The organism is Rhizobium sp. H4, from assembly GCF_003013335.1.
GTDB classification, from domain to species: domain Bacteria; phylum Pseudomonadota; class Alphaproteobacteria; order Rhizobiales; family Rhizobiaceae; genus Rhizobium; species Rhizobium sophoriradicis.
In genome coordinates this window covers 142,873-163,376 of the sequence record NZ_PSOW01000016.1, presented here as the reverse complement: position 1 = coordinate 163,376, position 20,504 = coordinate 142,873, and the positions used below count along the sequence as shown (strand labels likewise).

Genomic DNA, 20,504 nt, shown 5'->3' with positions numbered 1-20,504 from the left:
AAATTTCGAATAGGCGTTAGGCGACCAGCGCCCGGGCAACCGCCTTGCGGATATCGGGAAGCGCGAATGGCTTGGCGACGACGTCGATGATCTTTTCGGCAAGGTCGTCGGCTCGTTCGCGCTGCTCGGCATATCCGGTCATCAGCAGGATCTTCAGGCCGGGAAAGGCATCCTTGGCCTGATGGGCGAGTTCGATGCCGTCCATCACAGGCATGCGGATATCGGAAAGCAGCAGGTCGTAGACGCCGTCCTTGAGCTTCTCCAGTCCCTCGGCGCCGTCGGCCGCTTCATCCGTCTCGTGACCGTCGAGCCTGAGCGCCCGGGCTACGAAAGACCGCAGGGAGTCCTCGTCTTCCGTAATCAGAATTCTTGCCATATGTGCATTGCTCCGTCTTCAGCCCCGCGACGGAAATCACCAGACTTTCCTTTTCGATCGGTAAAGATGGCGAAGCGATGGACGGGATGGTTAACAACCCGTCTCGAGCGGCAGCGCAGCGCGGCGCCTCTTTCAGACGTGCGAAGGCGCTGCAGCACTCCCGATCATTAGGCGTCGCCGGTCACTACGCCGACGAAGGGCAATTCACGAAAAGCATAGGCGACATCCATGCCGTAGCCGACGACGAAATAGTCGGGGCATTCGAAGCCGACATAATCGGCCTCCAGCTTTTCCTTGCGCTTGACGCGCTTGTCGAGCAGCACGGCGATCGTGACGTTGCGTGCGCCACGTTCGAACAGCAGCTCCTTGGCAAAAAGCAGCGTCCGGCCGGATTCGAGAATATCGTCGATCAACAGGACATCGCGGCCATGCACATCGCTGTCGATATCCTTGACGATGCGCACGCCCTGCGAGACCGTACCGCTGCCATAGCTCGACAGCGTGATGAACTCGACCTCCGGGGCAAGCCCGGTGTCATGCAGGGCGCGGATCAGGTCAGCGGCGAAAATGAAGGAACCCTTGAGCACGGCGATGACGAGCAGGTCCTTGGTCGGGCCGTTGGCGATCTCCCGCGCCATCGAATGATTGCGTTCGGCGATCTGTTCGGCGGTGAAGAGCGGCTCGATATTTTTTCCACGCACGACAGGCATAAGGCTTGCTCCATAAAAAGAAGGGTAAGCCGTTAGCACATATGCGAGCGTGAAACAGCCTCGCCAGCCAGGAAATTAACCGGATTAGCGCGATCTGTGGCAGGAAAGTCGGCGATGACCCATCCGGCGCGCTAGAGCCTTTCCTGGTTAGATTGAAGCATTCTGTTGGCTCAAACGGAGTCGGATGGTCGACCGGCCGGCGCGCGTCGTAGCCCAGTTCTACGGCCAAGCCGGCCGGTCGAACAGCCGGCCCGTTTCAGCCAACCCGAAGGGCCGGGCATCTTTCCGCCAGGATCAGAGGCGATCGGCTCGGACGTACCAAGGGGTATGCCCATCGCCAATCGCCTCTGCCCTGACGAAAACCTGCTCCGGCAGAATGCTTCAATCTAACCCGGAAAGGCTCTAAGGCAGGAACGATAGCCGGACCTCTGGCACTGTTCCGCCGGCATGCTGAACGCGCGCCGAAAAGCCCCGGCTCTGGCCGCCATAAATGACGTCGACAGGCGGGTTGATGACGACGCTCGCGGTCAACCGCTCGTCGGTCACGAGATCGGCGCGGATCGGCTGCAGCGTCTGCGTCGTGCCGCTGTCGTTCTCGATGATGCCGTTGATGACGAGCACGCGCATGCCGTTCGCATCACGCGGCGTCACCGTCACATGGGTGAAATGCAGCGGCGCTCCGGAATAGGCGCTCTGGTTGGAAAAGCCGGAAAAACCACCGGCAAGTCCGAAGACGAGCACGGCGATGGCCAGCACGAGCGTCGCGAAGCTGCGCAATGAGGCGCGCTGCAGCCAGGATTCCGCAGCCCGTAGCCCAGAAGCCGCCATCGCGAGCATGAACGGGGGCTCTGCGGCGCGTGCGGTGGCCGCGCGCCTGCGGTTGTCATTATTGGTTCTGGCGTTGAACTCCTTCGGTCGAACGCTGCCGAGCGTGACGAATTCGGCGTCAGCAATATCGACAGGGCGCGGATTGCGGAACGGGCGGTTTGCGGGTTCGGGCGGCAGGAAATCATAGGCCCGGCCCGGTGTCCGGCGGCTGAAGAAGGATGCTTCCATGGTGGCTTCCTCGCAGATGTCCACATGGTTTCGCTGCCAGGGGAAATCTGGCATTGAAACGAATCCTGCTCAGTCGTAAATTTTAATGGTTAATGCTTCGCAAAGATCGCCATCAAACGGGCGTCTTTCCGGCAAAATTTACCGGCTGTTAACGGTGTTGGTTAACAAGTCGCACGGTGAAACCAAGAACAGACTGAGCTGCCCGTTGATTCACTTCGAGAATGTCGGTTTGCGCTACGGCATGGGCCCGGAAATCCTCCGGGACCTGACCTTCGACATTCCGAAGAAATCCTTTCAGTTCCTGACCGGCCCGTCCGGCGCTGGCAAGACATCGCTGCTGCGGCTGCTCTTCATGTCGCTGCAGCCGACGCGCGGTCTGATCCGCATGTTCGGGCGGGACATTTCCGAAATTCCCCGTCCCGAGTTGCCGCTGCTGCGCCGGCGCGTCGGCATCGTCTTCCAGGATTTCCGCCTGCTCGATCATCTCACCACTTATGAGAATGTCGCTTTGCCCTTACGGGTGCGCGGCAAGGAGGAAAGCTCCTACAAGACCGACGTCCTGGAACTGTTGAAATGGGTTGGCCTTGGCGAACGCATCAACGTGCTGCCGCCGGTGCTCTCCGGCGGCGAGAAGCAGCGCGCCGCCATCGCCCGGGCGCTGATGGACCGGCCGGAAGTCCTGCTGGCCGACGAGCCCACCGGCAATGTCGACCCGCCGATGGCCCGGCGCCTGCTCAATCTGTTCCTTGAGCTCAACCGGCTCGGCACGGCGGTCGTGATCGCTACCCACGATCTGGCGCTTATGGAGCAGGTGGAGGCCCGCCGCATGATCCTTTCGGAAGGGCATCTCGATATCTATGACTGAGCCCCCATCCAGCAACCGGGAGAAGACGCCGGCCCAGGCCCAGCAGAAGCGGCCGGAAATGCGCGTGCGCCCGACTGCGCCGATCCTGCCGCCGTCCAACATTCAGGGCAACGCCCTGATGGTAGTGATATCGATCATGGCTTTTCTCGCCTGCCTGACGCTCGGCGGCGTCAGCATGGTGCGTTCGACGGCAGCAAGCTGGGAAAGCCAGATCTCCCGCGAGATCACCATCCAGATCAAGCCTGACGACAATCTCGACATGGAGAAGGCGCTGACGCAGGCGCGCGACCTGGCGCTGACGTTCGTCGGCACGAAGAGCGGCCAGATCGTCGACGAGGCAGCCACCGCCCGTCTGCTCGAACCCTGGCTCGGCCCCGGCCTCGACCTCAAGGATCTGCCCGTCCCCCGGCTCGTCGTCATCACCATCGACGAGAGCAACCCGCCCGATTTCGATGCAATGCGCGGCCTCCTGAAGGACAGCATCCCGCAGGCGAGCCTCGACGATCACCGCACCTGGGTCGACCGGCTGGTGTCCATGGCGCACACGACGGTGCTGATCGGCACCGGCGTCCTGCTGCTGGTCTTTTCGGCAATGGTGCTGACCGTCGTCTTCGCCACGCGCGGCGCGCTGTCGGGCAACCGACACATCGTCGAAGTGCTGCATTTCGTCGGCGCCGAAAGCTCCTTCGTCGCCACCGAATTCCAGAAGCATTTCCTGAAGATCAGCCTCAAGGGCTCGGCGGTCGGCAGCGCCCTTGCCGCTCTTTTCTTCGCCACCGCCGGCTTTTGGCAAAGCCGTACCCTGGCGACGCCAGAAACGGATCAGGCAACCGCGCTGTTCGGCACCTTTTCCGTCGGCGTACTCGGTTATGCCGGCATCTTCGCGACCATGATCGTTATCGCGCTGCTAACGACCGTCACCGCGCGGCTGACCGTCATGCGGACGATCTATGAAATCGATACATTGCGCTCGGACCCGACGCGCACCGACGGCATCGCAAGTTGATCGTGACCATGTCGTTTTGTCATTAAAGCGTCTGTTCCACGCCGTAATCAGCGTATAATCACGATTCATGACCATGGGCCATACGACACGCAACCCGATTCGGCAGGATCCGGAGCTTGATCGCCCGGCGGGCCTGCCGCCGCGACGCGGCCCGATACGCCGCCTGCTGCGCTGGGGCGGCTTTGGTTGCGTCCTGGCGATCGCCCTGTTGTTCGGCGGCTTCCTGCGCTTTGCCGATTCCGTGACGACGCTTAAGCCCCCGGTCGAACCGAAGGCGGACGCGATCGTCGTGCTGACAGGGGGCTACCAGCGCATCGACCAGGCCGTGGAACTGTTGCAGAAGGGTGCCGGCAAGCGGCTCCTGATCTCCGGCGTCCACCCGACGACGACGCCGGCTCAGATCCGCAAGATGACGCAGGGCTCGGCCGATCTTTTCTCCTGCTGCGTCGATATCGGTCATGATGCGATAGACACGATCGGCAATGCCGAGGAAACCTCCAACTGGATCCATGCCAAGGGATACAGAAGCGTGCTGGTCGTCACCAACAATTACCATATGCCGCGCACCCTCGCCGAGCTCTCCTATGTCGATCCCGACATCGAGTTCATCCCCTATCCCGTGGTCAACTCGGATCTGAAGACCCGCAACTGGTTCACCGATCCGAACGCGATGCGCGTCATGCTGGCCGAATATCTGAAGGTGCTGCTGGCCGGCGCCCGCAACATCACCGGCTTCGGCCGTCATACCGGATTGCGCTCGGCCAGCGTATCCGCCTCAGACTAGGTTTTACATTCGGATGGCATCAAACGCTTTTTATGACGGACAATATCGTGTAGGCCGGTCGCGTGAGCATGCCTCGGGAAAATTTCATGATCGCCCTGCGTTCCGTCCTCTTCAACACGATCTTCTATGCCAATCTCATCATCCGGATGATCGTGCTCTCGCCCTATTATTTCGTGGTGCCGCGGCTTACCGCCTATGAAATCCCGAAGAACTGGGCGCGCTCCAATCACTGGCTGATGCGCGTGATCGTCGGAACGACCTTTGAGATCGAAGGACTGGAGAACCTGCCTGACGGCAGCTACATCCTGGCGCCGAAGCATCAGTCCTTCTGGGACACCTATGCGCTGCTGCCGCGGCTCAAGGACCCGGTCTACATTTTGAAGCGCGAGCTGATGTGGATTCCGCTCTTCGGCTGGTATGCAAAAAAGCAGCGCATGATCCCGGTCGATCGCGGCGCCCGCGGCAAGGTGATGGTGGACGTGTTGAAGCGCACGAGGGAAGAGCTTTCGACCGGCCGCCAGCTCATCATCTATCCCGAGGGCACCCGCCGCCCGCCAGGCGCCGAGCCGGTCTATAAATACGGCATAGCCCGCATGTACCGCGACCTTGGCATTCCCGTCGTGCCGGTCGCCATGCATCCCGGCCTGTTCTGGCCGCGGCGGAGCATCCGCCGTTATCCCGGCCATTTCAAGGTGAGAATCCTGCCGCCGATCATGCCGGGAATGGATCCGGACGCCTTCTTCGCCCACCTGATCGAGGTGACCGAACGGGCAAGCGACGAGCTCTTGCTCGACACCATCGAACGGAATCCGCATCTGCCGCTGCCGCCGACAGCGATCGCCAGGTTGACCGAGCTACGCAAAGTGAAGGCGGCGACGGCCTGAAATTACAAGGACGCTGTAACACTTTGAGTTGCTGTCTGATTCCTTAAATCGATACCGATTTAAAGAATCAGGCAGCCCGCAGCCGTTCCACCTCGTTGACGACCTGCTCCAGCCACTGATCGCGAATGCCCATCTGCCTCAGATGCGCAAGCGTGTTGAAGACATAGGCATCGTTCGGACCGGACTGGCCCCTGGCCTCGTTCACCACCCGTGCCGCCGCGAGCGTGTCAAGCGTGCCGGCATATTGCTCGTGGTCGCGATCAGCGACATAGGTCACCGCCTGCGTCCTGCGACCCCCTGCGAACTGCAGCCGGACCCGGCGTTCCAGATAGACATTGGTGACAAGTTCGCGGGCGCGGAGATACTCGATCACCTCATCCCATCTGTCCGGCGCAATCCGGAAGGCCATGCCGCGGCAGGCGCCGCCCCTGTCGAGGCCGAGGACGAGGCCCGGATTGTCGCGCGTTCCGCGATGAACGAAGGACCGGACACAGAGCGAACGCCTGTAACCATGCACCAGGGCTTCTGCCCGTTCCAGAAACTCAAAGCCCGGATTCCACATCAGCGAGCCGTAGCCAAACACCCAAAATTCGTCCATATCGCACGCCAGACCGGAATCACATTCGCGATTCACCATTGGAGAACATCATGGCAGCGTCAAGCCGATCCGGCAGCGGTCAATCCAGCAGCGGCAAGAAATTCTGGTTGCTGGGCGGAGGCATTCTCCTGGTGATCGCGCTTTATACCGGCGGCTGGTTCTATGCGGCATCGGCGTTGAAGACCACGGTGCTGAAAGCGATCGCGCCGCGCGATCAGGCGGGCGTCAGCGGCGAATGCTCCGATATCGAATTCCGCGGCTATCCCTTCCGCATCGGCCTGTTCTGCTCCAAGGTCGATGTCGACGACAGCGTCAACGGCGTCTCCGCCACCTTCGGCGCCCTGCGCTCGGCAGCCCAGGTCTATGCGCCCGGCAATATCGTCTGGGAACTCGATTCCCCGGCCGAGATCCGCACCAGCAACGGCCTCTCGATCTCGGCCCAGTGGGCGAACCTGCAGTCGAGCCTGGCGACCAGACTGAAGGGCATCGACCGCAGCTCGATCCTCATCGAGGGCCTGAAGGCGACGGCGGTCTCTTCCTTCACCGGCCAGACCGTAAGCTTCGATGCCGCCCGTACGGAAATCCATCTGCGCCAGAACGGCGCCGATCTCGACGGCGCGATCTCCGTGCAGGATGCGAATACCGCAATCACGGACTGGCCCCAGGTCTTCCCGAAACTCTCCGCCAGCATCGATCTCACCGTTACCGGCAAGGCCGGCCTGATCGACGGCAGCGACCCGAATGGCCTCAATGGCGCAGCCGGCGAGCTGCGCCGCGTCGTCGCCGACATCGGGGACGGCAAGGTCATGACGCTGACCGGTCCCTTCTCCTTCGACGAACAGGGTTTCCTGTCGGGAAAATTCAAGCTGGAGATCGAACGGCTCGGACCATGGGGCGACAGCCTGAAGCAGACCTTCCCGGACATTGCATCGACCGTCAACACGGCGACCAAGCTCTTGAAATCGCTTGCCGGCGGCAAGGATAAGGTGTCGGTCGATCTCGTTGTCGATCATGGCAACGCCACCGTCAGCGGCTTCATCCCGCTCGGCCGGATACCGCCGATCTGAGAGGCTCGCCTTTCAGCCGATGTGCTTGATGAAGAAAACCTCGGGCACCGATTGCAGACCGGGCAGCTCGATGGCGCCGGTTTCGATAAATCCGTTGCGGCGATGCCAGTCCTGCGGCCGGCTCTCGTCGCATTCGCTCGATGTCATCAGCATGCGGGCGCCCTCGGCACGCATCGCCTGTTCCCAGGCAAGAAACAGCGCCGTGCCGACACCCGACCGGCGACGGGCAGTCTGGATACGGATCATTTCCATATAGGGAACCCTGCCCCAGAAGCGCGAGAAGCGCAGGAAGCCAACGATCTCGCCGGCCTCCTTGGCGACGAGATATTCGCCGAGCGCCACGCATCGCGATATCCATGCCTTGCCGGCATTGGCATCTTCGCGCACCAGCCAATCGATATCCGCCTGGGTCGCGCTGACCACCTCCACCATCGCGCGGCTACTTCTTGTCCAGCGGATGGGGGCGGCCGAAATCGGGGGCATCGACGTCCTGGCCGGCCTGGACGATCGAGCGGCGGATGGCGCGCGTGCGGGTGAAAAGTTCGAAGATCTTGTCGCCCTCACCCCAGCGGATCGCCCGCTGCAGATAGGCGAGATCCTCCGAGAAGCGTGCCAGCATTTCAAGGATGGCATCGCGATTGTGCAGGCAGACATCGCGCCACATCGTCGGGTCGGAGGCGGCGAGACGGGTGAAGTCGCGAAAGCCGGAGGCGGAATATTTGATGACTTCCGATTCCGTCACCGTCTCCAGATCGTCGGCGGTGCCGACGATGTTGTAGGCGATGATATGCGGCAGGTGCGAGACGATCGCCAGCACCTTGTCGTGATGTTCCGCATCCATCTCGTCGACCTTCGAGCCGAGCGCCTCCCAAAAGCCGCGCAGCCGCTTCAGCGCCGTCTCGTCGGTTTCCGCGACCGGCGTGAAGATGCACCAGCGGCCTTCGAAGAGGCCGGGAAAGCCGGCATCGGGACCGGACTTTTCCGTGCCGGCCAGCGGATGGCCGGGGATGAAATGTACATTCTCAGGCATATGCGGCTGCATCTGCGCGATGACGGACGCCTTGGTGGAGCCGACATCGGTGACGATTGCGCCGGGCTGGAGGTTGCCGGCGATTTCCTTCGCCACGCTTTCCGAAGCACCGACCGGCACCGAAACGATGATGAGGTCGGCATGCTTGACGGCCTCTGCCGAAGAGGTCGTATAGCGATCGCCGAGGCCAAGCTCTTCGGCACGCTTCAGCGTATCGGCGCTGCGTGTGGCGACGACGATCTCTTTCGTCAGCCCGAGCCGCCGAATGTCGTGGGCGAGCGAAGATCCGATCAGGCCGATGCCGATCAGCGCGATTCGGTCAAACAGCACGCTCATGCCTGACGTCCCATGAATTCGCGGAGTGCTGCGATGACGCCGCGATTGGCTTCTTCAGGACCGATGCTCATGCGCAGCGCATTGGAAAAGCCGTAGCTGCGCACGGCTCGCAGGATGTAACCGCGGCTCGTCAGTAGTTCGTCCGCATCGGCGGCACGCTTGCCATCGATCTCGGGGAAATGGATGAGGACGAAATTGGCGACCGAAGGCGTGACTTTCAGCCCGATCGCTTCCAGCGCCTCCGTCAGCGTTTCCACCCACATCTGGTTGTAGGAGACGGCCTGCTGGACGAAAGCCTGGTCGCGGATGGCCGCGGCACCGGCAGCGATCGCCGCCGCATTCAGGTTGAACGGCGCGCGGACGCGGTTCACCGCGTCGACGATCTCGGCCGGCGCGTACATCCAGCCGACGCGCAGCGCCGCCAGACCGTAGGCCTTCGAAAAGGTGCGGGTCATCACCACGTTGGAGCTGGAAGACACTACCTCGATGCCGGCTTCGTAGTCGTTGCGGCGCACATATTCGGCGTAAGCCGCATCGAGCACGAGGACGACGTGTTTCGGCAGGCTTGCCTGCAGGCGGCGGATTTCGCTGACCGGAACATAAGTGCCGGTGGGATTGCCGGGATTGGCGATGAAGACGATCTTCGTCCTTTCCGTCACCGCGGCCAAAATCGCGTCGACATCGACGGTGTAGTCCTTTTCCTTGACGACGACGGGCGTGGCACCCGTCCCCATGATCTGGATCTTGTAGACGAGGAAGCCGTGCTCGGTGATGATGCCTTCGTCGCCCGGGCCGAGATAGACATGGCAGAGCAGGCCGAGCAGTTCGTCCGAACCGTTGCCGCAGAGGATGTTTGCCGGATTGAGGCCGTGCACGGCGGCGATCGCCTCGCGCAGTTCGATCGCCTGTCCGTCGGGATACCGTCCGAGATTATCGGCAGCGGCCTTGACGGCCTCGATCGCTTTCGGGCTGGCGCCGAGCGGCGTTTCGTTGGAAGAGAGCTTGTAGACTCGGGCAACACCCGGCGCATGTTCCTTGCCCGGCACATAGGATGCAATATCGAGAATACCGGGACGCGGAACGGGCTTGCTGATCTCAACGCTCATGGGTCGACCTTGGATTTTCCGGAAAATGACCAAGTGGCATTAAAGCGGAATGCGGTTCTTGTCGAGAGCCCGGAACGGGGTCACCGGTTGCGCGCCGTCGGCACGCCGTGGGGTGCGAGCACCGGTACGAAGACGCGGCGGGAAGCGCGTGCCGCCACCGGCAGTCCCTGATAGAGCCGCTTCTGCGCCTCGACGATGATGACGCCCGAAAAGGCTGGCCACAGCGTCCGGCCGATCCGCTCGAAGGCGCGGCGAAGCCGCAGGATGGTCCTGAGTTTCGAGGGCGGAAAGAACAGCGCTTCGGCCGTCGCGCCGGGCGTGAAATTCGTCTCGCGCAGCAGATGCGTCAGCTGACCGCGCGAATAGGGCCGGCCCGAACCAAAGGGCGTATGCTCCATGCGGGCCCACACGCCGCGCCGGTTCGGCACGACGATGACAAGCCGTCCGCCCGGTGCCAGCACCCGCCAGAGTTCCTTCAGCGTCTCGCGCGGGCTTTCGGCAAATTCCAGCGAATGCACCATCAACACCCGGTCGATCGAGGAATCCGGCAGCGGCAGTTCCTCATCGAAAATCAGCGTCGTCGACGACAGCGAGCCCATCGGCCAGTTCACTGCGCCCTGTCCGGCCGGCATGAAGGCGAAGGTGCGTTCGGTATCGGCCTGGAATCGATCGAGGAAGGGCACGGCATAACCGAGACCGACAAGGCGCTCCTGCGGCAGGCGCACCCAGAGCGACGACAGCGCCATGGCGATCGACTGCTCGGCAAAACGCCCGAGGTCGGAATGATAGAACTGACGTAGGTCGACGATATCGGCGTGCATTGCAATAAATGTTATCAGCGGGCGGTTGGACTTCAAGGCCGGAACCTCTACATTCCCGCGAGACTCGCATGACAAAGGATTATTGAACGATGAAACCTTTGGAATTAGACGTTTTTCTCTGCCGCACCGATAACTTCGGCGTTCTCGTGCACGATCCGGAGACGGGATTTACCGCGGCGATCGATGCGCCGGAGGAGGCGCCGATCCTGGAAGCGGCGACACGGCGCGGCTGGAAGATCACGCATATCTTTACCACCCATCATCACACCGATCACGTCGCCGCCAATCTGGCGCTGAAGGAGCAGTTCGGCTGTGAAATTATCGGCCCGATCAACGAGGCCGTTGCCATTCCCGGCCTCGACCGGACGATGGCGGATGGCGACAGGTTCCTCTTCGGCAACCACACGGTCAACGTGATCGAGACGCCGGGCCACACCGCCGGCCACATCTGCTATCACTTCGTCGATGACAAGCTGCTTTTTGCCGCCGACACGCTGTTTGCTCTCGGCTGCGGCCGTCTGTTCGAGCGCCCAGCCGCCGACATGTGGCATTCGCTGCAGAAACTTGCCGTGCTGCCGGATGAGACGGCCATCTATTTCGGCCATGAATATACGCTCTCTAACGCCCGCTTCGCGCTGACGATCGATCCCGACAACGAACGCCTGAAGAGCCGCGCCGCCGAGATCGAGGCTTTGCGCGCCGAGGGCAAATTCACCATTCCGACGACACTGGGACTGGAAAAGGAAACCAATCCATTCCTGCGCGCCGGCGATCCGGCCATCCGCCGCAACCTGATCATGGAGGGCAAGACGAACGAGGAAGTCTTCGCCGAAATCCGCAAGCGCAAGGACAATTTCTGATGTCGCCCGAGGACATTGTCCGGCAACTTGGCTTGCAGCCGCATCCGGAAGGCGGTTGGTACGTCGAGACATTCCGCGATGCGGCGGGCGGAGAGCGCGGACATTCGACCGCGATCTATTACCTCCTGACCAGCGGGCAGCGCTCGCACTGGCATCGCGTCCACGACGCCGCCGAGATTTGGCATTATTACGCCGGCGCGCCGCTGGCGCTGCACCGCTCTCAGGATGGGGCGGCAAGCGAGACCCTGACGCTCGGACCGAATCTGATCGCCGGCGAGCGGCCGCAAGCGGTCATTCCCGCCAATTGGTGGCAATCGGCGGAAACCCTTGGCGATTTCACCCTGGTCGGCTGCACCGTTTCGCCCGGTTTCGTATTTGCAAGCTTCGAAATGGCCCCACCCGGCTGGAAGCCCGGCGGCTGAACCCTATTTCGCCGCGGCCGGCCGCAGCCGGGACTTGCGACGGAACATCTCCTGGGCGGCCAGTACCGCCCCGCCGGTGACGAGCAGGCAGGCGAGCGCGATACGCCAGCTCGGCTCTGCAAATCCGAACAGCGTCAGGATCAGCGTCGAAAGCAGGGGTGCTGCATAACTTGCCGCGCCGAGGATCTGGATATCGCCGTTCTTGACGCCGTAATCCCAGGCGTAAAAGGCTGCGCCGACGGGCAAAAGCCCGAGCCCGATGACGGCGATCCACTCGAAGCCCGTTGCCGGCCAGACGGTCACTTCCAGGCCGAGATGGCAGAACAACGACAGGATTGATGTCGCAAGGCAGAAGCCGGTGACGACGTCGGTGGAGACGGCCTCGAAGCGCCGCGTCAACAACGAATAGCCCGACCAAGTGAAGGCGCAGAGGAAGGCGGCGCCGTAACCGACGGCATAGGCGCCGTCGAAATCGATGCCGTTGCGGCCGACGATCAGGAAGGTGCCGCAAAGCCCGGCCAGCGCGCCCGCCACGTGATACCAACGCAGCCGTTCGCCCGGCAGCAGCGCCGAGCCGACGACGATCAGCAGCGGCCAGAGATAGGCGATCAGCCCCGCCTCCACCGCCGGCGCGTTCCTGAGCGCGGTGAAATAGAGGAAATGGTAGCCGAAGAGCCCGGCAATGCCGGTCAGCCACACCTTTGCCGGCTGCTTCAGCAGCGTCAGCCGCGACGGGTTGAGAATAAGCACGACGAGACCGGGGACGCTGCCGATCGCAAAGCAGATGGCCGAAAGCTGGAACGGCGGCATCTTGCCCGAAGCAGCCGTAAACAGCGCCAGGAACGACCACATCAGAATGGCCGTAAAGCCGATCAGCGTCGCGCGAAGTTTCACCTGTCCCCCTTCACGGAGGCGAAAGCTCCGTCAGCTGACGCTGCCATATTTGACGGCAGTGATCGTCACCATTCCATATTCGGTCGGAATGCGCACATAAACAGGAGCATATACATTTGCCACGTCCGACTTGGCAAACCAGATTTCCATGCGGTCGCTTTTGCTCAGATAGTCAATGTCCTTGCGGCCCTTCTTGTAGCCCGAGCGCGGCACGAAGCGGACGCCGCAGACAACCGCCTTGCCCTTGAAGCCGTCGGTGGAAAAATCCTCGTCGCCCTTCGGCGAGAGCACCAGATCCATGCGCGTCTCGCCATCGAAGATCGGCAGCGTCTGCGAGCAGACCTTGGTGCCGCCGGTGAAGACCAGGCCGGAGATCGGGTCGAGCACCGAGCGCATGTCGCGCGGCGTGACGTCGATCCAGTTCTTCGGCCGCCTCGGCGGCGGGGTCGTCGTCGCCGAGATGATATCGCCGTTGCGGTAGCTGACCTCGTAGACGCGGGCCTTCTTGCCGCTCTTATAATAGAGCGAATATTTCAACGCCTGCAGCCGATCATTGCGCACGACGCCGGTGACACTGGTCTTTGCCGAGATAGTCTTGACGAGATTGGCAAGCCCGGCCGATTTGATATCGCCGGCGATTTTGTAAGAATGATCGTCCTCGATCTGCGTGAGGAACGCGGCGCGCGCGATCGGCAGGCCGGCAAGCGTCACCCGGTATACCGTCCGGTGCTGGATCTCGGCCGCCGCTGCCGGTATGGCAAGGAGTGCGGCGATGGCCGAAATGAAAATGCGTCTGCCCGAATGAGCCATGTGTGTAGCCTTGTCCAACCGCGCGCGGCAGTCCTTGCCGAGACGCTCTATACTCCTGCCTTGAAGGGAAGAAAACAGCAGCTTTTTGACAGAATTGCGGGAAAGGCCAAGGTTTGGCTTGACGCGAGCAGGCTCTCTGACTATAGAACCGCAACTTTCCAATCATGCCTGTTGGATTGCGAGCCCGGTTTTGCCGGGGATGGCAATCCGATGGCCCGAGAAAAACAAGAATAGGTGTTCCATGTCCCGCGTGTGCGAATTGACCGGCAAGGCCGTCCTGACTGGTAACAATGTCAGCCATGCCAACAACAAGACCAAGCGCCGGTTCCTGCCGAACCTGTGCCAGGTAACGCTGATTTCCGACGCTCTCAACCAGCGTTATCGTCTTCGCGTTTCGGCTGCTGCTCTTCGTTCCGTCGAGCATCGTGGCGGCCTCGATGCCTTCCTGCTGAAGGCCAGCGAAAACGAACTGTCGATGCGCGCCCGTCTGCTGCGCCGCCAGATCGTCAAGAAGACTGCCGAAGCCGCAGTTGCTGCGTAAGCTTCTGCCCTTCTTGCATACGGCTTCAAAGGCTTGAACGGGTGATACCGGACAAGCCTTTTGCTTTGCCGGATCGTCTCTCCAACTGGTGGCATCACCCAGGATAAAAAAATGCTGAAGACCCGCTATACTATTGCCTATGTCGCGCTGATGACGTTTGTCGTCGTCGCCTCCAACTTCCTCGTTCAGTTTCCGCTGAACGCCGAAGTCGCCGGCATCAATCTCGCCGACATCCTGACCTGGGGCGCCTTTTCCTATCCGGTCGCCTTCCTGATCACCGATCTGACCAACCGCCAGTTCGGCCCGCAGACGGCCCGCAAGGTCGTCTTTGCCGGCTTCGTCGTCGGCGTCAGCCTCTCCCTCTTCACCTCGGTGCCGCGTATCGCCATTGCCTCCGGCTCGGCCTACCTCGCCGGACAGTTGCTCGATATCGCCGTTTTCAACCGCCTTCGCCGCCAAGCCTGGTGGCGCGCGCCGCTCCTCGGTTCGCTGATCGGCTCGGCGCTCGATACGGTGATGTTCTTCTCGCTGTCCTTCGCCGCGTTTTTCGTCGTCCTCGGACGGAACGATCCTTTCGCGCTCGAATCGGCGCCCATCCTCGGCGTCTTCGCAGCAGAAGCTCCGCGCTGGATCTCCTGGGCGATCGGCGATTTCGCCGTCAAGATGATCGTCGGCCTCGTCATGCTGCTGCCCTACGGCGCGCTGATGAACGTGCTGCGGCCGATGCAGCCCGCCCGCGCCAGCTGAACACGCCGGAGAAGTTCACCGACGCCGCCGGACCGCACCGGCGGCGATGGCGGGGTGCAGAAGAACCTCTGCGAGCAGATCGTCGATGTCTCGCGACGAATCGAGCCGCAGCACCGGCGCGGTCTGCGTTTCCAGCCATTGCTCATGCGCCGCGAGGCTGCGCCGCTCGGGGCCGGCCGTATCGTAGCTTGCTGCCCATGCCAGGAATTCTCCGCTTTTGGCTTCCATGTCGCCGCCGGGCCCGATCCTGTCTCCGTATCGAGCCGCCTCGCGCGCACGGATTCGCGCCATGCGAAGCTCCGGCTCGATCCTGAGGAACACGATCAGATCGTAGAGGGGCTCGAGCGGCCTGCCCCATTTCAGCGCCGATCCGGAAAGAATCCAGCCGCCGGGCCGCCGCGTCTCCTCGAGCAACAGCCTTATGCGCTCGCCGGCATCCCGCGGCGTCGTGAACGGCGGATCGGTCGGCAGCCAGAAGAAATCGTCGGTGTCGAGATGAGCGATATCCAGCTTTTCGGAAAGCGCACGGCCGAGCGACGTGGTGCCGGAACCGGACGCACCCATGACATGAATATGCACCATGATTTTCCTCCGAAACCGCCGCTTCTGCGATACCGCCAGCGGGATAACCGAGGCATGTGACGTCAATCTGACGATCCGAGCAATTGCGGCTCATCGTCAAGCCGGAATTCCAGCATCAGATTGCGCTGCAGAATGGAATGATTATCGTCCGACACCAGAATGATATGGGTCGTGCCGTCGGCCGCCCGAAAAGCATCGAGACCCTCCATATTGTCGATCTGCGAATTGAAATTGCCTTCGAGCAGCAATTCGCCCTCGACCACGGCTCCCGGCCTGATATCGGCGCCCTTGATGCGTCGAAGGCGCATGCCGATGCCTTCGGCCATATTGAAGCGGCGCTCGAGCAGCAGCAGATCGCCGTTCGGCAGGAAGGCGCCGTCGGTGACGTCGAAACTCCCGTCCCGCGCCACCGCGAAGCGCCCCTTCAGCGGTCCGCTGAGGACCGCCGCCACCCGGTTGCCCTCGCTGTCGAGGCCGCGTTCGGAGACGATGACCACACCGCCCTTGAGCGGGCTCGATGAGGGCGCGACAGCAATCGTCTCGATACCGCGATTGTCCTTCAGCATCTTGCGCGGAATGAGGAGCGGCAGGGTGCCGACCGCCGGCGATTCGGCAAAGCCCGGATCGGGATAGACATCGACGCGATGATCCTGCTCGAAGGAGACCAGGATCCGATCGCCGTCGAGCGCCAGGCCCTCGGCATCCATATGGCCCTTACCCTCGAAGCTACGCCCGGCGCGGTTCTTCATCGGGGTGATCTCGACATCCGAAACGCCCCAAAGCTTGCCCTTGGCATCGCGCTCGATGCTGCCGGTCAGCCACTGGCCGGTATCGAGCACGACCACGAAATGCTTCTGGTCCGGCCGGAAGCGGATGGAGGAAAGCGAGCCGAACAGCGCCTTGCCGGAAACCATCTCCAGGCCGCCAAGAAATTCCAGCGATCCGAATTTGGTCTCCGAAGAGCCGATCCTGAAATCCGATATTTGCCGGCTAATGACCGGCACTTCATCGACCGCCCATGAGGGGCAAGCGCCTGTTGCGACGCAGAGAGCGATCGAGGCCGCACGGCAGAGGCGCTTGCCTGTCATTCCGGCGATTTCCCTGAAGCGGCGTCAGCCGGCACGGCGCAGCCGGCCGCCGCGCGGCTGGACGGATTGATCTTCGAAGAGCGAGGCAAGCTGCTCGGTCATCGCACCCGCAAGCTCGTCGGCGTCGACGATCGTCACGGCCCGGCGGTAGTAGCGCGTCACATCGTGACCGATACCGATCGCCAGCAATTCCACCGGTGAACGGGTCTCGATCCGCTCGATGACGGCACGCAAATGCCGTTCGAGATAATTGCCGGGATTGACCGACAGGGTCGAATCGTCCACCGGCGCCCCGTCCGAGATCATCATCAAGATGCGGCGCTGTTCACGCCGCGCGAGCAGGCGGTTATGCGCCCAGATCAGCGCCTCGCCGTCGATATTTTCCTTGAGCAGACCCTCGCGCATCATCAGCCCGAGATTGGCGCGCGCCCGCCGCCACGGCGCATCGGCCGATTTGTAGACGATATGGCGCAGGTCGTTGAGGCGGCCCGGCGTCTGCGGCTTGCCGCCGGCAAGCCAGCTTTCCCGCGCCTGCCCGCCCTTCCAGGCCTTTGTCGTAAAGCCGAGGATCTCGACCTTGACGCCGCAGCGCTCCAGCGTGCGGGCAAGAATGTCGGCGCAGGTGGCGGCGACCGTGATCGGCCGGCCGCGCATCGAGCCGGAATTGTCGATGAGCAGGGTGACGACCGTGTCGCGGAACTGCGTGTCGCGCTCCATCTTAAAGGAGAGCGCCTGCATCGGATCGATGATGATGCGCTGCAGCCGGGCCGGATCGAGATAACCTTCCTCCAGGTCGAAATCCCAGGAGCGGTTCTGCTGCGCCATCAGGCGGCGCTGCAGCCGGTTGGCGAGGCGGCCGACGGCGCCCTGCAGATGCGCCAGCTGTTTGTCGAGGAAGGCGCGCAGGCGCTCCAGCTCGGCGGCGTCGCAGAGCTCCTCGGCGGTGATGATCTCGTCGAACTCTTCGGTATAGACGTGATAATCGACCTTCTCGTTGAAATCGGCGAAGGGCGTGTTCGGGCGGCGGGTCTCGCCCGGCGTTTCCGAATCGTCCTCGCCCTCTTCCATCATGTCGTCGTCGGAGATTTCGGCGCCTTCGGTCTCGCCGTCCTCCATCTGTTCGTCGGCGACTTCACTGTCTTCGACCGGGGCGGCATCGGTGCCGGCATCCTCGTCGACCTCGTCCTGGTCCTGCTCGTCGCCGCTCGGCTGGTCTTCCTGTTCCGACTGGTCGTCATTGTCGGCTTGGCTGTCGTCATCGCCGTATTCCTCGGCCATCTCCATGGCCGACAGCATGTTGCGGACCACCTTGGCGAAGGCCTGCTGGTCGTTGATTGCGCCCGACAGGTTGTCGAGTTCGGAGCCGGCCTTGTCCTCGATGAAGCCGCGCCAGAGGTCGAGCACCTTGCCGGCGGAGGCCGGCGGGCGCTGGCCGGTCAGCTTCTCGCGCACCATCATCGCGACGGCTTCACCGATCGGGGCATCTTCCTGGCGTTCGATACCGGTGAAATTCGCCTTGGAATATTTCTCTTCCGTCATCGAGCGCAGGTTCGACGCCACGCCTTCCATGCGCAACGCACCGATCGATTCGACACGAGCCTGCTCGACCGCATCGAAGATCACCCGGGCGTCCGAGCCCTGCGGCGCCATCGTCGTATGCACCTTTTCGTCATGGCAGGCCAGCCGCAGCGCCATGGAATCGCCGAGCCCGCGGGTGACCGCCAGCTCGTGCGCCGTCGGCCGCTTGGAAAGTTCCGGCAGACGGATGCGCTCGCCGGTCATACCCGGCCGTTCATTGGCGAAGGTTACCTCGACATCGCCGTCGCCGGCGATCGAGCGCACGCAGCCGGATATCGCCCGGCGCAACGGCTCGACATCGACGGGCGCACCGGGCTTTGCTTTCGAATTGTCACCGCGAGCTGCCATGATCGGTCGGTCTCAGGCTCCGAGAACGATGTTGGCGGCACTTTCCTTCAGCTCGACGCCGAAGGCGCGCTGATAATGCTCGGCCACCAGCGGCCGCTCCAGCTCATCGCACTTGTTGAGGAAGGTGGTGCGGAAGGCAAAGGCGAGATCGCCGAAGATCTCGGCGTTCTCAGCCCAGGTAATGACCGTGCGCGGGCTCATCACGGTGGAGAGGTCGCCGTTCATGAAGGCGGCACGCGTCAGGTCGGCAACCCGCACCATCTTCGACACGGTCTCGCGGCCTTCCCTGTCCTTGCCGAAGCTCTTCACCTTGGCGGCGACAATATTCACTTCGTGATCGTGCGGCAGGTAGTTCAGCGTCGTGACGATCGACCAGCGGTCCATCTGCGCCTGGTTGATCTGCTGCGTGCCGTGATAAAGGCCTGTGGTATCGCCGAGGCCGATCGTATTGGCGGTCGCAAACAGGCGGAAAGCCGGGTGCGGCCGGATGACGCGGCTCTGGTCGAGCAGCGTCAGGCGGCCGGAGGATTCGAGCACGCGCTGGATGACGAACATCACGTCGGGACGGCCGGCATCATATTCGTCGAAGACGAGCGCGACATTGTGCTGATAGGCCCAGGGCAGGATACCGTCCTTAAATTCGGTGACCTGCAGCCCGTCCTTGACGACGATGGCGTCCTTGCCGACGAGATCGATACGGCTGACATGGCTGTCGAGGTTGATGCGCACGCAGGGCCAGTTAAGCCGTGCCGCCACCTGTTCGATATGCGAGGACTTGCCGGTGCCGTGATAGCCGGAGATCATCACGCGTCGGTTATGGGCAAAGCCTGCGAGAATGGCGAGCGTCGTGTCGCGGTCGAACAGATAGTCGGGATCGAGGTCCGGCACATAGGCGTCGCCCTTGCTGTAGGCGGGGACGCGGATGTCCGAATCGATGCCGAAGGTCTCGCGAACCGAAACGGTGGTGTCGGGCAGTTCAGATATATCCAGGTCGATCTTGCTCATCATGTCTCCAAGGCGGGTGATGCCACCCGGCCATACTGTCTCAGGCCATGTCGCAACCGTGACGCCGCGATTATCTCCGCGCCCGTCCAGGTCGGAACGTCGGCGATACTTCTCCGGGACTGAAACGAAACCTCGGCGGGATGATGTCCGCTTGCGAGCATTCTTGAAAGAGTCCCGGACAAGAAACGCCGCGTCCGGAAGGTCGGCGGAGGCGATGGGTAAACACGCAAATAGGAGCCGCGTTTGCCTGCGGCCTCAGCCGATTTGGACCATACCCGATTGAAGCCTAAGAGCAAGGACGGGAATTAACAAAAACCGTTCTGCTTCAACAATTGATAGGCCTGGATGACGGCGCGGAAGCGCTCCTCCGAGCCGCGGTCGCCGCCATTGGCATCCGGATGGTGCTTCTTGACCAGCTCCTTATAGCGGCTCTTGATCTCCGCCGACGTCGCATTGGCGTGCAGCCCCATCGTATCGAAAGCCTTGCTTTCCAGCGACTTCAGCTTGCGCGCCTGGGGAAAACGCGGGCCGCTGCCCTTGCCGCCTTCCTTGACGAAACCGAAGGGATCGCGAACGCGGGTATAGGCGCCGGAGCGGACTTCCGAATGCAGCGGACTGTCCTTCGCCGACTTGTTGACGCCGACGGTCCATGTCGGCCGATGGCCGGTGATCGCCTCTTTCTGATACCGGGCGATCTCGCCGTCCGAAAGGCCGGAAAAATAATTGTAGCCCTTGTTGTATTCCTTGACGTGCTCGAAACAGAACAAAAAGAACTGGCCTTCCGCATTGCGTCCGACAGGAGCGCGATGCGAACCTTTCTTGTCGCAGCCGTCCCACTGGCAGGTAGGCGGCGCCTGCTCTGCGTCCTGCTCGCGTTTGCGGCGTGTTCGGATGCGATCGAAATATTTGGAATCAAGTCTCATGGCGGCGCTAATTATGGGGCTGTCGGAAGGCGACAACAAGAATTGACAAATGGGAATGTTGCTGGCT

General features: G+C 62.2%; 24 protein-coding genes. 9 read left to right on the top strand and 15 right to left on the bottom strand.

The window, feature by feature from the left end:
- Nucleotides 1–16: 16 nt before the first annotated feature.
- The 3 genes from C4N04_RS23725 to C4N04_RS23705 form a co-directional block, all read right to left on the bottom strand.
- A complete protein-coding gene (locus C4N04_RS23725) occupies nucleotides 17–376 on the bottom strand; it encodes a response regulator (RefSeq protein ID WP_003543311.1) in 360 nt (119 codons plus the stop codon).
- 167 nt (nucleotides 377–543) lie between these two features.
- Nucleotides 544–1,086, bottom strand: a complete 543-nt coding sequence (gene hpt, locus C4N04_RS23720; RefSeq protein ID WP_038691597.1) for a hypoxanthine phosphoribosyltransferase — start codon at nucleotides 1,084–1,086, stop codon at nucleotides 544–546.
- 402 nt (nucleotides 1,087–1,488) lie between these two features.
- Nucleotides 1,489–2,142 (bottom strand): hypothetical protein, encoded by a 654-nt coding sequence (locus C4N04_RS23705; RefSeq protein WP_077992023.1) that lies wholly within the window; start codon nucleotides 2,140–2,142, stop codon nucleotides 1,489–1,491.
- A gap of 205 nt (nucleotides 2,143–2,347) precedes the next feature.
- Here C4N04_RS23705 and ftsE point away from each other — a divergent pair, with 205 nt between their 5' ends.
- The 4 genes from ftsE (at nucleotide 2,348) to C4N04_RS23685 (ending at nucleotide 5,681) form a co-directional block, all read left to right on the top strand.
- Nucleotides 2,348–3,007 (top strand): cell division ATP-binding protein FtsE, encoded by a 660-nt coding sequence (gene ftsE / locus C4N04_RS23700; protein WP_004671394.1) that lies wholly within the window; start codon nucleotides 2,348–2,350, stop codon nucleotides 3,005–3,007.
- Complete coding sequence (locus C4N04_RS23695) at nucleotides 3,000–4,013, top strand: ABC transporter permease (RefSeq protein WP_077992026.1); 1,014 nt, start codon at nucleotides 3,000–3,002, stop codon at nucleotides 4,011–4,013. The genes ftsE and C4N04_RS23695 overlap by 8 nt, the downstream gene beginning before the upstream one ends.
- Before the next feature lie 67 nt (nucleotides 4,014–4,080).
- Nucleotides 4,081–4,797, top strand: a complete 717-nt coding sequence (locus tag C4N04_RS23690; protein ID WP_170961493.1) for a YdcF family protein — start codon at nucleotides 4,081–4,083, stop codon at nucleotides 4,795–4,797.
- Nucleotides 4,798–4,883: 86 nt separating this feature from the next.
- Nucleotides 4,884–5,681, top strand: coding sequence for a 1-acyl-sn-glycerol-3-phosphate acyltransferase (locus C4N04_RS23685; RefSeq protein WP_009995394.1), 798 nt, complete (start codon nucleotides 4,884–4,886; stop codon nucleotides 5,679–5,681).
- Nucleotides 5,682–5,748: 67 nt separating this feature from the next.
- Here C4N04_RS23685 and C4N04_RS23680 read toward each other — a convergent pair whose 3' ends face one another.
- Nucleotides 5,749–6,279: a gamma-glutamylcyclotransferase gene (locus C4N04_RS23680; RefSeq protein ID WP_038691608.1), complete on the bottom strand. Its 531-nt coding sequence runs from the start codon at nucleotides 6,277–6,279 to the stop codon at nucleotides 5,749–5,751.
- A 50-nt stretch (nucleotides 6,280–6,329) separates the two neighbouring features.
- Here C4N04_RS23680 and C4N04_RS23675 point away from each other — a divergent pair, with 50 nt between their 5' ends.
- Entirely contained in the window at nucleotides 6,330–7,346 is a 1,017-nt protein-coding gene (locus tag C4N04_RS23675; protein ID WP_077992028.1) for a DUF2125 domain-containing protein, read from the top strand.
- A 12-nt stretch (nucleotides 7,347–7,358) separates the two neighbouring features.
- Here the strand turns inward: C4N04_RS23675 and C4N04_RS23670 are convergent, their stop codons facing one another.
- From C4N04_RS23670 to C4N04_RS23655, 4 genes are all read right to left on the bottom strand, one after another.
- Complete coding sequence (locus tag C4N04_RS23670) at nucleotides 7,359–7,778, bottom strand: GNAT family N-acetyltransferase (protein WP_077992029.1); 420 nt, start codon at nucleotides 7,776–7,778, stop codon at nucleotides 7,359–7,361.
- A gap of 7 nt (nucleotides 7,779–7,785) precedes the next feature.
- Nucleotides 7,786–8,712 (bottom strand): prephenate/arogenate dehydrogenase family protein, encoded by a 927-nt coding sequence (locus tag C4N04_RS23665; RefSeq protein WP_077992030.1) that lies wholly within the window; start codon nucleotides 8,710–8,712, stop codon nucleotides 7,786–7,788.
- Nucleotides 8,709–9,818, bottom strand: a complete 1,110-nt coding sequence (gene hisC / locus C4N04_RS23660; protein ID WP_077992031.1) for a histidinol-phosphate transaminase — start codon at nucleotides 9,816–9,818, stop codon at nucleotides 8,709–8,711. Before hisC ends, C4N04_RS23665 begins: the two co-directional genes overlap by 4 nt.
- 80 nt (nucleotides 9,819–9,898) lie before the next feature.
- Nucleotides 9,899–10,675, bottom strand: a complete 777-nt coding sequence (locus C4N04_RS23655; RefSeq protein WP_038691615.1) for a class I SAM-dependent methyltransferase — start codon at nucleotides 10,673–10,675, stop codon at nucleotides 9,899–9,901.
- A 53-nt stretch (nucleotides 10,676–10,728) separates the two neighbouring features.
- Between C4N04_RS23655 and gloB the strand changes: the two genes are divergently transcribed.
- Together gloB and C4N04_RS23645 are read left to right on the top strand one after the other, a co-directional pair.
- Complete coding sequence (gene gloB, locus C4N04_RS23650) at nucleotides 10,729–11,499, top strand: hydroxyacylglutathione hydrolase (RefSeq protein WP_077992032.1); 771 nt, start codon at nucleotides 10,729–10,731, stop codon at nucleotides 11,497–11,499.
- Nucleotides 11,499–11,921, top strand: a complete 423-nt coding sequence (locus C4N04_RS23645) for a cupin domain-containing protein (protein WP_077992034.1) — start codon at nucleotides 11,499–11,501, stop codon at nucleotides 11,919–11,921. The genes gloB and C4N04_RS23645 overlap by 1 nt, the downstream gene beginning before the upstream one ends.
- A gap of 3 nt (nucleotides 11,922–11,924) precedes the next feature.
- On the opposite strand, the gene C4N04_RS23640 is transcribed toward C4N04_RS23645, so the two are convergent.
- Together C4N04_RS23640 and C4N04_RS23635 are read right to left on the bottom strand one after the other, a co-directional pair.
- Nucleotides 11,925–12,815 carry an EamA family transporter gene (locus C4N04_RS23640; protein ID WP_039622509.1) on the bottom strand — a complete coding sequence of 297 codons (891 nt, stop codon included), beginning with the start codon at nucleotides 12,813–12,815 and terminating at the stop codon, nucleotides 11,925–11,927.
- Between the two features lie 30 nt (nucleotides 12,816–12,845).
- Nucleotides 12,846–13,625 carry a DUF3108 domain-containing protein gene (locus tag C4N04_RS23635; RefSeq protein WP_077992036.1) on the bottom strand — a complete coding sequence of 260 codons (780 nt, stop codon included), beginning with the start codon at nucleotides 13,623–13,625 and terminating at the stop codon, nucleotides 12,846–12,848.
- 241 nt (nucleotides 13,626–13,866) lie between these two features.
- On the opposite strand from C4N04_RS23635, the gene rpmB reads away from it, so the two are divergent.
- Both rpmB and C4N04_RS23625 read left to right on the top strand, forming a co-directional pair.
- Nucleotides 13,867–14,166, top strand: coding sequence for a 50S ribosomal protein L28 (rpmB, locus tag C4N04_RS23630; protein WP_004679586.1), 300 nt, complete (start codon nucleotides 13,867–13,869; stop codon nucleotides 14,164–14,166).
- Between the two features lie 111 nt (nucleotides 14,167–14,277).
- Nucleotides 14,278–14,913 carry a queuosine precursor transporter gene (locus C4N04_RS23625; protein WP_106797152.1) on the top strand — a complete coding sequence of 212 codons (636 nt, stop codon included), beginning with the start codon at nucleotides 14,278–14,280 and terminating at the stop codon, nucleotides 14,911–14,913.
- Nucleotides 14,914–14,928: 15 nt separating this feature from the next.
- Here the strand turns inward: C4N04_RS23625 and C4N04_RS23620 are convergent, their stop codons facing one another.
- The 5 genes from C4N04_RS23620 to C4N04_RS23600 form a co-directional block, all read right to left on the bottom strand.
- Nucleotides 14,929–15,495: an AAA family ATPase gene (locus C4N04_RS23620; RefSeq protein WP_106797151.1), complete on the bottom strand. Its 567-nt coding sequence runs from the start codon at nucleotides 15,493–15,495 to the stop codon at nucleotides 14,929–14,931.
- A 62-nt stretch (nucleotides 15,496–15,557) separates the two neighbouring features.
- A complete protein-coding gene (locus C4N04_RS23615; protein ID WP_096761994.1) occupies nucleotides 15,558–16,583 on the bottom strand; it encodes an esterase-like activity of phytase family protein in 1,026 nt (341 codons plus the stop codon).
- Nucleotides 16,584–16,607: 24 nt separating this feature from the next.
- Nucleotides 16,608–18,509, bottom strand: coding sequence for a cobaltochelatase subunit CobT (gene cobT / locus C4N04_RS23610; RefSeq protein ID WP_077992047.1), 1,902 nt, complete (start codon nucleotides 18,507–18,509; stop codon nucleotides 16,608–16,610).
- 12 nt (nucleotides 18,510–18,521) lie between these two features.
- The gene (cobS, locus tag C4N04_RS23605; protein ID WP_004679595.1) at nucleotides 18,522–19,514 is read right to left on the bottom strand and encodes a cobaltochelatase subunit CobS; all 993 of its coding nucleotides are present in this window, start codon (nucleotides 19,512–19,514) and stop codon (nucleotides 18,522–18,524) included.
- A gap of 305 nt (nucleotides 19,515–19,819) precedes the next feature.
- Nucleotides 19,820–20,437, bottom strand: coding sequence for a J domain-containing protein (locus C4N04_RS23600; RefSeq protein WP_096771518.1), 618 nt, complete (start codon nucleotides 20,435–20,437; stop codon nucleotides 19,820–19,822).
- Between the last annotated feature and the right edge of the window lie 67 nt (nucleotides 20,438–20,504).

Excerpts from the sequence above, each read along its gene's own strand:
- C4N04_RS23725 (WP_003543311.1), bottom strand. The coding sequence starts at position 376 with ATGGCAAGAATTCTGATTACGGAAGACGAGGACTCCCTGCGGTCTTTC.
- hpt (WP_038691597.1), bottom strand. The coding sequence starts at position 1,086 with ATGCCTGTCGTGCGTGGAAAAAATATCGAGCCGCTCTTCACCGCCGAA.
- C4N04_RS23705 (WP_077992023.1), bottom strand. The coding sequence starts at position 2,142 with ATGGAAGCATCCTTCTTCAGCCGCCGGACACCGGGCCGGGCCTATGAT.
- C4N04_RS23695 (WP_077992026.1), top strand. The coding sequence starts at position 3,000 with ATGACTGAGCCCCCATCCAGCAACCGGGAGAAGACGCCGGCCCAGGCC.
- C4N04_RS23690 (WP_170961493.1), top strand. The coding sequence starts at position 4,081 with ATGACCATGGGCCATACGACACGCAACCCGATTCGGCAGGATCCGGAG.
- C4N04_RS23685 (WP_009995394.1), top strand. The coding sequence starts at position 4,884 with ATGATCGCCCTGCGTTCCGTCCTCTTCAACACGATCTTCTATGCCAAT.
- C4N04_RS23680 (WP_038691608.1), bottom strand. The coding sequence starts at position 6,279 with ATGGACGAATTTTGGGTGTTTGGCTACGGCTCGCTGATGTGGAATCCG.
- C4N04_RS23675 (WP_077992028.1), top strand. The coding sequence starts at position 6,330 with ATGGCAGCGTCAAGCCGATCCGGCAGCGGTCAATCCAGCAGCGGCAAG.
- C4N04_RS23670 (WP_077992029.1), bottom strand. The coding sequence starts at position 7,778 with ATGGTGGAGGTGGTCAGCGCGACCCAGGCGGATATCGATTGGCTGGTG.
- C4N04_RS23665 (WP_077992030.1), bottom strand. The coding sequence starts at position 8,712 with ATGAGCGTGCTGTTTGACCGAATCGCGCTGATCGGCATCGGCCTGATC.
- hisC (WP_077992031.1), bottom strand. The coding sequence starts at position 9,818 with ATGAGCGTTGAGATCAGCAAGCCCGTTCCGCGTCCCGGTATTCTCGAT.
- gloB (WP_077992032.1), top strand. The coding sequence starts at position 10,729 with ATGAAACCTTTGGAATTAGACGTTTTTCTCTGCCGCACCGATAACTTC.
- C4N04_RS23645 (WP_077992034.1), top strand. The coding sequence starts at position 11,499 with ATGTCGCCCGAGGACATTGTCCGGCAACTTGGCTTGCAGCCGCATCCG.
- C4N04_RS23635 (WP_077992036.1), bottom strand. The coding sequence starts at position 13,625 with ATGGCTCATTCGGGCAGACGCATTTTCATTTCGGCCATCGCCGCACTC.
- rpmB (WP_004679586.1), top strand. The coding sequence starts at position 13,867 with ATGTCCCGCGTGTGCGAATTGACCGGCAAGGCCGTCCTGACTGGTAAC.
- C4N04_RS23625 (WP_106797152.1), top strand. The coding sequence starts at position 14,278 with ATGCTGAAGACCCGCTATACTATTGCCTATGTCGCGCTGATGACGTTT.
- C4N04_RS23620 (WP_106797151.1), bottom strand. The coding sequence starts at position 15,495 with ATGGTGCATATTCATGTCATGGGTGCGTCCGGTTCCGGCACCACGTCG.
- C4N04_RS23615 (WP_096761994.1), bottom strand. The coding sequence starts at position 16,583 with ATGACAGGCAAGCGCCTCTGCCGTGCGGCCTCGATCGCTCTCTGCGTC.
- cobT (WP_077992047.1), bottom strand. The coding sequence starts at position 18,509 with ATGGCAGCTCGCGGTGACAATTCGAAAGCAAAGCCCGGTGCGCCCGTC.
- cobS (WP_004679595.1), bottom strand. The coding sequence starts at position 19,514 with ATGAGCAAGATCGACCTGGATATATCTGAACTGCCCGACACCACCGTT.
- C4N04_RS23600 (WP_096771518.1), bottom strand. The coding sequence starts at position 20,437 with ATGAGACTTGATTCCAAATATTTCGATCGCATCCGAACACGCCGCAAA.